Raw genomic sequence first — 6,980 nt, 5'->3', positions numbered from 1 at the left:
AAAGAACCTCAAAAATTAGCTTAGCCTAGAACCAGTTTATAGCAGTTCTATAAGGTAAAAAAGAAATGAAAACGGGGTTTTTTCACAGCCTGACGTTCCGCCGCTTCACGCAGTTGCGAAGTTCGGAACAGATTATTTTCCACTAAGATAATATTTCTTGCGAAACGCAAACGTGAACTTATCACAAAATTCGCAATTGCGTGAAACGGCTGTTAGCGGAAGTTTTTAATTCCACGGATTTTTTTGTTTAATTAATTCTGTCAATTCGTTTTCAATTCCTGTAACAAGTTCTTCACCTGCAAATGTTATTGTCCCTTCGTGGGAAACATAAATTAACCAACTTGTTTTAAAGTCACAATATGCGGATTCAATCCAATCAATGTCAAACGATGAAGTCTCAACTTCGTAGTTTATATTTTCTTCTGTCAGTAGAAATATTCTGTCGCCTGAAATTGATTTTAATATTTCAACTATTTTCTGAACTTCTTGATTTTTGAATACGTTGTCTTCAAAATGAATTGAATTAATTATGTTTTGAGTTTTACAAAGTGGTTCCCAATAAAAGTTTTCATCTTTCCAAGAACCAAAATCAAAATTTACTTTTAATCTGTTTTCAATTGTTTTAGATTCTTCCACTTTTAATCTTCTTTCAAACGAAATGGGTTTAACTTCTGAAAGTTTATTTACATTTAGTTCGGTTACAAACTTTATAAAGTCGTTTTTAATTCTGTCGACCATTTTCAAATGTCCAACTTTGTCAAAAACTTTGGTTCGTTCATTAAACTCTGTCAAGCAAGTTGTCAATATTTCATCTTTAATTGTTTCAAACCCGATTTTACGTCCAACAAAATAGTCAATGCCATTTTTTAGTCCGTTCACCATATTTTGGTGCGTACTATAACCTTCCGAATAAAGATTCAGAATATACTCTTTTGTCTTGGTTACTATTTTTTCTGTGTCGGTCATAAAATTTCCGCTAACGTTTCGCAGCTATAAGAAGTTGGCGATTTCGAAGCACAAAACTGTCAACCTGCACGAAAGTTTGATTGAAAAACTGAACTTCATTTAACCACTGAACCGCCAATTTCTTATAGGTGCTGTTACCTGCTGGCCTTCTGTCCACCGTGTCGCTGTATGTATTGTTAATCTTGAGTTTCCGTGTCATTGTCTGCTGTGTTTGTTGGTCTGTGTGACGGTGTATTTTTATTTTTATTGAAGCGTTGGGGAATTTTTTAAAAACAATTTTTGTCTGCGTTGGCAAAGCAAGCTCTTTTGCAATTTTTGGTCTGTGCGTTGGCTTGTGCGAATTGCAAATGTGCTTGCTTTTAGCGTGGGCTTTCCTTTGGTTTCATAAATATTGATATTACAAGTCCTATTCCTACAATTACGTCAACTATGTTCCATATCTCTCTGCCAAGTGCGATTTTGAAAAACGGTTGAAATAGCAAAGCAAGTCCACCGTAAATTATCATTTCTGTCTGTCTGCCTTGTTGGTTTGCCTGATAAGCTAAAATTGCAAATCCAATTAGTCCTGCGAATCTTACAAACTGATAAAATCCGTAAGGCATATCCGCCAAACAGAGAAAGAACAGAATTATAAGACCAGTTTTAATAGTATTATTCAAACTTAAGTTCATCTGTAAATTCTTCGTGTAGACCGTAATTGTGAAAGTCAATTAAGTAATTCATTTGTTTTGGAAACTTTGTAATAATCGTTTCTTCACTTGTTTTTAACTTAGATTTAACCATATGTAGAAATTTAATTTCGTTTGGTTCAACTTTACCATCTGATTCTATAGCTCTGATTAGAACTTCAATCAATAACAATTCTTGATTGTTGTTTAGATTGGCATTTGAAACTTCCTTTAAATATTCATTGATTGCAGATGCACCTTTTTCTTTGAGATATTTTAGATTGTACGCTAGTGGTTCTTCAAAGTCATATCCCATAAAATAAATTTCATTCTCAGCCATATTTCTGATTTCTGAAATTTCCGTTTCGTCTATGTTGCCATCACAGGCAATAACTGAAACTGCTGATTTAAGCAGTAAATCTTGAAATGCTTCTGTTTTCATAGTCCGAATCCAATTTTAGTTGTTATTTGTTCTTTAGCTCCTCTTGGCAATAAATCAAGCAATCCAAAATTAATTTCTCTCAATCTGTCCCAATTTTGGCTTTCCACTGCAAATTTGCCTGCGTCAACTAGACTTTTCGCTTGTGTTTGGTCATTCATTTTTGTTTGTTCACCTTTTAACCAATTGAATATGCCTGTTAAAAAATCAGGTGTGCGCCACTTAATTTGTCCAATAATGCTTTGCAATTCGTCAGATTTCTCTTGAATCTTAATTGGGCTATTCGTTGACATAAATGCTTCCTCTTGAGAAACTATATCATTAAATGTTTTCCTTTCGTGGTCATTACCGTTTTCATCAATAAGTTTTAAGCACTCTTCCTTTGTTTCAAAATAGTGCTCTCTTACTTTTTGAATACGCTTGTGTTTTGTTGCAGAGTCAATCTCTTGGGCAATTTTTCGTTTCCTATTTTCGAGTTTATATTTATCATCAGTAACATCATCATCATTTAATTTCTCAGTTTCCTCAGCTACAATTTCCATTTCTTTTTTCAATTTGGATAATGCACTTGCTGTTTCGTAATCTTCTTTTTCCGTAGCTTGTTCAATTTCTTCTTCCAATTTTTCTGTAAGGTCTTCAACCTGTTCCTTTAATAAATCAATTGGGGTGTGTCTTTCTTTTGGATTAAATGTTTCTTTAAACTCTTGGTCAGCCATATTTAAATATGCTGCAACCGTCAAGTCTTGTGATTCAGAAAGGGAAATTGTGATTTCAATATCAGAGCCTTTTGAAACATCTCTCTTCAAATTTTTACCAGTAATTAAAACAAAGCCCAGCCCTTTATTTGCTTCGGGTAATGCTAAATGTGAGCCCTGTAATACTTTTACACGTATTACCTCATCTTCACTGCCTTTTATGATTGTTTTATTAATGGGGAATGTTAAAGTTCGTTTGGTAGGTAAAATTGTGTTGCGTTGAAAGATTAGTGCTAGACGTGTATGGCCTGGATTATCATAATCATCAACTTCTAAGCAAATATCTTCCGGCAATGGTTGACCACTTATACCAAAGCCACTATTAATCCCGATTGGCTCTACATCTGTTTCTACAACGTTATTTAGACCGTCATAAACAGTTAATGTGAAAAAATTATAGGCATTTTCTACCAGTGGTAAATCCTCGCTTATTCTTTCACTTAATTTCTTTAAACCAGAATCAAATCCACCATCCTGTCTTACAATTTTATAAAATAAGTTTTCGGTTTCACCTGTTACCCGAGCCGCAAACAATTCATCTTTTTCTTTTGATGCTTTATTATAACTTGCCTTGATTGAAATTGCAGATTTTTTCTGCTGCTTATCTGATTTTGAAATCTCCTTTTGTTTAGTTGCAGCATAGTAAGCAGCGCCAACCGCAACGGCTGTCGTAGGGTCAATTTCACAATTAGCAGGTATTTGTAATATCTCTTCAACTCTTTGTCTTACATAGGGAATATAAGTTGAGCCACCAACCATTAAAGTAAATTGAATATCCTTTGAACCAAGTGAGTTTCTAGTCAATATGGTTTTTATCATTTCAATTGTTCCATCAACAGAAGATTTAATTAGGTCGTTAAATTCTGAACGTGTTATGGTTATTTCAAAATCTACTTCATTACCTTCTTCATCCTCAAAACCATCTACTACAATTTCAGCCGATGTAACAGCCGACAATCTAATTTTAGCTTCTTCGGCTCTGCTTAAAAGAACGTAGTATTTAGAATTGTATTTACCTGATGCACTTTTCATTTCGTCCTCTAAATTCTCAAACGAAAATTCTGCATTAATTTTAGGAATCACAAGTTTGTCAACTATCATTTGGTCAATGTCAGCACCACCTAAGAAGTTATTTCCTTCGTGGTCAATTACTTTCATTTCACCATCCTTAATTCTGATTAAAGCCACATCAAAAGTTCCGCCACCAAAATCATAAACTAACCATTGTCCATCTGTCAGTTCTTTTGATTTTTTCATATTTGCGTAGGCTAAACTTGCAGCAATTGGTTCCTGTAATAAAACAACCTGCTTGAAACCTGCTTGATAACCTGCTTCTTTCGTAGCATTTGATTGGATTAGGTCAAAAGAAGCAGGAATAGTGATTACAACTGAATCCAAATTATCACCTGTGTTTACGAAAGTTTTTAATTCTTTCAGCACCTGTGCAGAAAGTTCAATAGGTGTTATGGAGCGATTTTGTGATTTGATTTGAAAACTTTCTGATGTTCCCATCTTTCGTTTAAAAAATGCCTGTGTAAAAGCATCCTTTTTTTGTTTTCCAAACATCACTTTTGCTTGACTACCAACAATAATTTTGTCTTTCTGATAGCAAACTACAGATGGCAGAGTGGCTCTACCATAATCCAAGGGATTATTGAAAACGATAACTTCACCTTTAACAAATTTGGCGATAGCCGAATTTGTTGTTCCAAGGTCTATTCCGAAATTGATTGTATTTTCCATTTTTTAAATGATTTTAAAGATTTAAGATTTTGATTCAGCTACAACAATACCTTTTCGGGCAATAAGTGTAATACCACCCTTGCGATACCTAACAATAGGTTTTATTACTTCTGTAATAATTAGGTTGTCAGCAGAGCTTCCAGCAATACTTGCTTCTATATCGGTTCGAGTTTCGTTGTATGCTTCCCCAATTGGATTGTGATATACTAAACCTCCGTCTGATTCAAGCTGTTCAAATATTTCTTTTAACCTACTTACATTTCGGCTTATAGAGTTTGATTCTGTTAGGCTTTCCACCTTTTTTTCAATTTCAAAAACTTGGTCTAACAAGTCAATGTAAATTTTTGGCACTTTTATTTGTTCGTTCATATTTTTTTATTTTAAGCACTTGGTTTAGAAAATGTCCAACCTTCCCTAATTCTGTCGATAAGCAAAGGATGTTTAGATAATGTTGATTCTGATGCGTCTTTTATTCCACTATTGCTAACTTGGTTACCCTCTACTGCTTTTCCAACTACCCAGCCAATAACTGCACCAATAATACCCCCAATAATAAAGTGTTCTCCTTCAGTCATAGCACCGATAATTACACCTAATATCAATATTGCAAAGAAAATCAAATAGTATTTCTCACTTCCTTTTGAATGTATTTCTTTGCAGCTTTTACATCTTGGTATTGTAACATCTGTATATGAAAACTGCACTCTTCTCGGGATGTAACTTCTGTATGTTTCTTTATAAATTGTTTGTGAAATACCACTGTTATCATCAGGCGGATTCTTATCGCAAAAATGACAGACCAATACACCTTTGTATTTCTTTTCTAATTCTTCAAGTTCATTTTTATCTTGTTTGAATTTGATTTTTGCTTCATCACTTACATTGATTTGTAAAGCAAAATTGATTAAAGACAAAGATGATTTTATATCGTTTTGTTTGTTCCAGCAGGAAATAGATAGACTTCTTATTGAATATCCAATTTGTGTTCTAATTTCATTTGCAAATGACGGGAGAGCATTAAGTTCTGTCAATGAAATTAATTGTTTCACTTTTTCAAAAGCATCGGTAGCTTGAACGGATTTACTTTCTACACTTTTAATTTGAGTTTGTATTGTGAGAAGTATTGTTGCCCATTTTTTTAATGTTGGAGCATTTTTTTCTTGTTCTAATCTTTCTTCGTGTTTTCTCTTTACAATGTCATAATTCTTTTGAAAAGTTGGTTTGCTTACACTTTCAATGTTTAATTCGAGAAGGTAATCTAACAACTGGAGCGAAACAAAGGTGGTGTTAAATTCATTCCATATTGCTAGTTGTAGAAAGTTGATTGACGCTGCAATTTTATTTATTTGACTTTGAAAATATGGTGGCAATTGATTAAGCAATTCTTTAGGAAATAAATCCTTTACCAAATCAATAACTTCATCAATCTCTTCATCTGAATAATCAGATTCCTCATTCTTGATATCTTTAGTAATTGCGTCAACTTTTTGTAGCCGATTTTGAATTTCAATACTAAGGCCTTTGAAAGCTAAGTTTAAGTCTACTGTGTTAATTAAAACTTGTGTTCTTAAAATATTCCGAAGCCTTTCCTCGTCTTCGTCTGTAAAAGCTTTTAAAATTGCTCTGTCAAACTTTGGAGAGAAGTAAGGACTAATAAATTTTACAAATTCAGGTAGTTTATAAATGCTTTCCTGTTTGAAAGATTCAAAAAGTCTTTCATTACCGTTTACTAGAAATTCATTTAATAACTTATTAGAAACAAGGTGTGAATAGAACTCTAAAGCATTTGTGTTTTCTAATTCATCAATAACCTTTTCGCAATCGGTTTTAGTGAGAGATAAACCTTTATAATCAAGGTGTCCATTGTCCGAAAGGTCAATGTCGGCAAAAAGTTTTCTTTTTGCTTTTTTTACTATTGAATTATCAATAACCGCTATGTCGGTATTTGCCAATTCAAGTATTTCTATAGGGTTTATAAAATTCATAGCTATTATCTTCTTTCGGTTACTATTGGTGCGTTGGCAAAAAATGGCTCTTTTGGTTTTGCGAAGGGTTGGCTTGTGTGACGGGCAAAACCAAATGTGCCATTTGTGCGGCTGGCTAAAATTGTTTTTAAAAAATGTGCGTTGGGTAAAAATAAAAATACAGAAGCGTTGGCTTTTGGGTCGGCTGTCCGAATGTTCACTTTTTCTGTCCTTATTTTCTGTTTCATTCTGTTGTTCATTTTTACTCGGTTTGTTCTTTAGGCTTGCAGGTAACGTCAGTCTGTGAAAAAACCTCCGCTGTATTATTTTCAAATATAACAAAATACTAGAATAAAAAGAAGATTTTTCGTATTTTTAATCATGCAACACATCACAGGTATTTCCCGTCAACAACTGCGTTTTTCAAGTTTAGAAGACACTATAA

Annotated in this window: 8 protein-coding genes; all 8 read right to left on the bottom strand. The window is 33.5% G+C overall.

The annotated features are described in order from the left end of the window. Positions 1–225 precede the first annotated feature (225 nt). Entirely contained in the window at positions 226–966 is a 741-nt protein-coding gene (locus DFR66_RS13625; protein ID WP_114755368.1) for a hypothetical protein, read from the bottom strand. 10 nt (positions 967–976) lie between these two features. Then, positions 977–1,165, bottom strand: a complete 189-nt coding sequence (locus DFR66_RS13620; protein WP_146841214.1) for a hypothetical protein — start codon at positions 1,163–1,165, stop codon at positions 977–979. A gap of 160 nt (positions 1,166–1,325) precedes the next feature. Continuing rightward, positions 1,326–1,625, bottom strand: a complete 300-nt coding sequence (locus DFR66_RS13615) for a DUF6804 family protein (protein WP_114755369.1) — start codon at positions 1,623–1,625, stop codon at positions 1,326–1,328. Continuing rightward, a complete protein-coding gene (locus DFR66_RS13610; protein ID WP_114755366.1) occupies positions 1,618–2,076 on the bottom strand; it encodes a TerB family tellurite resistance protein in 459 nt (152 codons plus the stop codon). The genes DFR66_RS13615 and DFR66_RS13610 overlap by 8 nt, the downstream gene beginning before the upstream one ends. Continuing rightward, positions 2,073–4,571 (bottom strand): Hsp70 family protein, encoded by a 2,499-nt coding sequence (locus tag DFR66_RS13605; RefSeq protein WP_114755365.1) that lies wholly within the window; start codon positions 4,569–4,571, stop codon positions 2,073–2,075. Before DFR66_RS13605 ends, DFR66_RS13610 begins: the two co-directional genes overlap by 4 nt. A gap of 21 nt (positions 4,572–4,592) precedes the next feature. Next, positions 4,593–4,940, bottom strand: coding sequence for a hypothetical protein (locus DFR66_RS13600; protein ID WP_114755364.1), 348 nt, complete (start codon positions 4,938–4,940; stop codon positions 4,593–4,595). Positions 4,941–4,951: 11 nt separating this feature from the next. Continuing rightward, positions 4,952–6,556 (bottom strand): hypothetical protein, encoded by a 1,605-nt coding sequence (locus DFR66_RS13595; protein ID WP_146841212.1) that lies wholly within the window; start codon positions 6,554–6,556, stop codon positions 4,952–4,954. Positions 6,557–6,561: 5 nt separating this feature from the next. Continuing rightward, positions 6,562–6,783, bottom strand: coding sequence for a hypothetical protein (locus DFR66_RS13805; RefSeq protein WP_146841210.1), 222 nt, complete (start codon positions 6,781–6,783; stop codon positions 6,562–6,564). Between the last annotated feature and the right edge of the window lie 197 nt (positions 6,784–6,980).

The organism is Flavobacterium glaciei, assembly GCF_003350545.1.
Lineage (GTDB): Bacteria > Bacteroidota > Bacteroidia > Flavobacteriales > Flavobacteriaceae > Flavobacterium > Flavobacterium glaciei.
Note: the sequence above shows the minus strand (reverse complement) of the source record. Positions and strands in the feature narration are given on the sequence as shown.

Bases quoted from the DNA above. Each gene is read 5' to 3' on its own strand.
- DFR66_RS13625 (WP_114755368.1), bottom strand. From the start codon at position 966: ATGACCGACACAGAAAAAATAGTAACCAAGACAAAAGAGTATATTCTG.
- DFR66_RS13620 (WP_146841214.1), bottom strand. From the start codon at position 1,165: ATGACACGGAAACTCAAGATTAACAATACATACAGCGACACGGTGGAC.
- DFR66_RS13610 (WP_114755366.1), bottom strand. From the start codon at position 2,076: ATGAAAACAGAAGCATTTCAAGATTTACTGCTTAAATCAGCAGTTTCA.
- DFR66_RS13605 (WP_114755365.1), bottom strand. From the start codon at position 4,571: ATGGAAAATACAATCAATTTCGGAATAGACCTTGGAACAACAAATTCG.
- DFR66_RS13600 (WP_114755364.1), bottom strand. From the start codon at position 4,940: ATGAACGAACAAATAAAAGTGCCAAAAATTTACATTGACTTGTTAGAC.
- DFR66_RS13595 (WP_146841212.1), bottom strand. From the start codon at position 6,556: ATGAATTTTATAAACCCTATAGAAATACTTGAATTGGCAAATACCGAC.
- DFR66_RS13805 (WP_146841210.1), bottom strand. From the start codon at position 6,783: ATGAAACAGAAAATAAGGACAGAAAAAGTGAACATTCGGACAGCCGAC.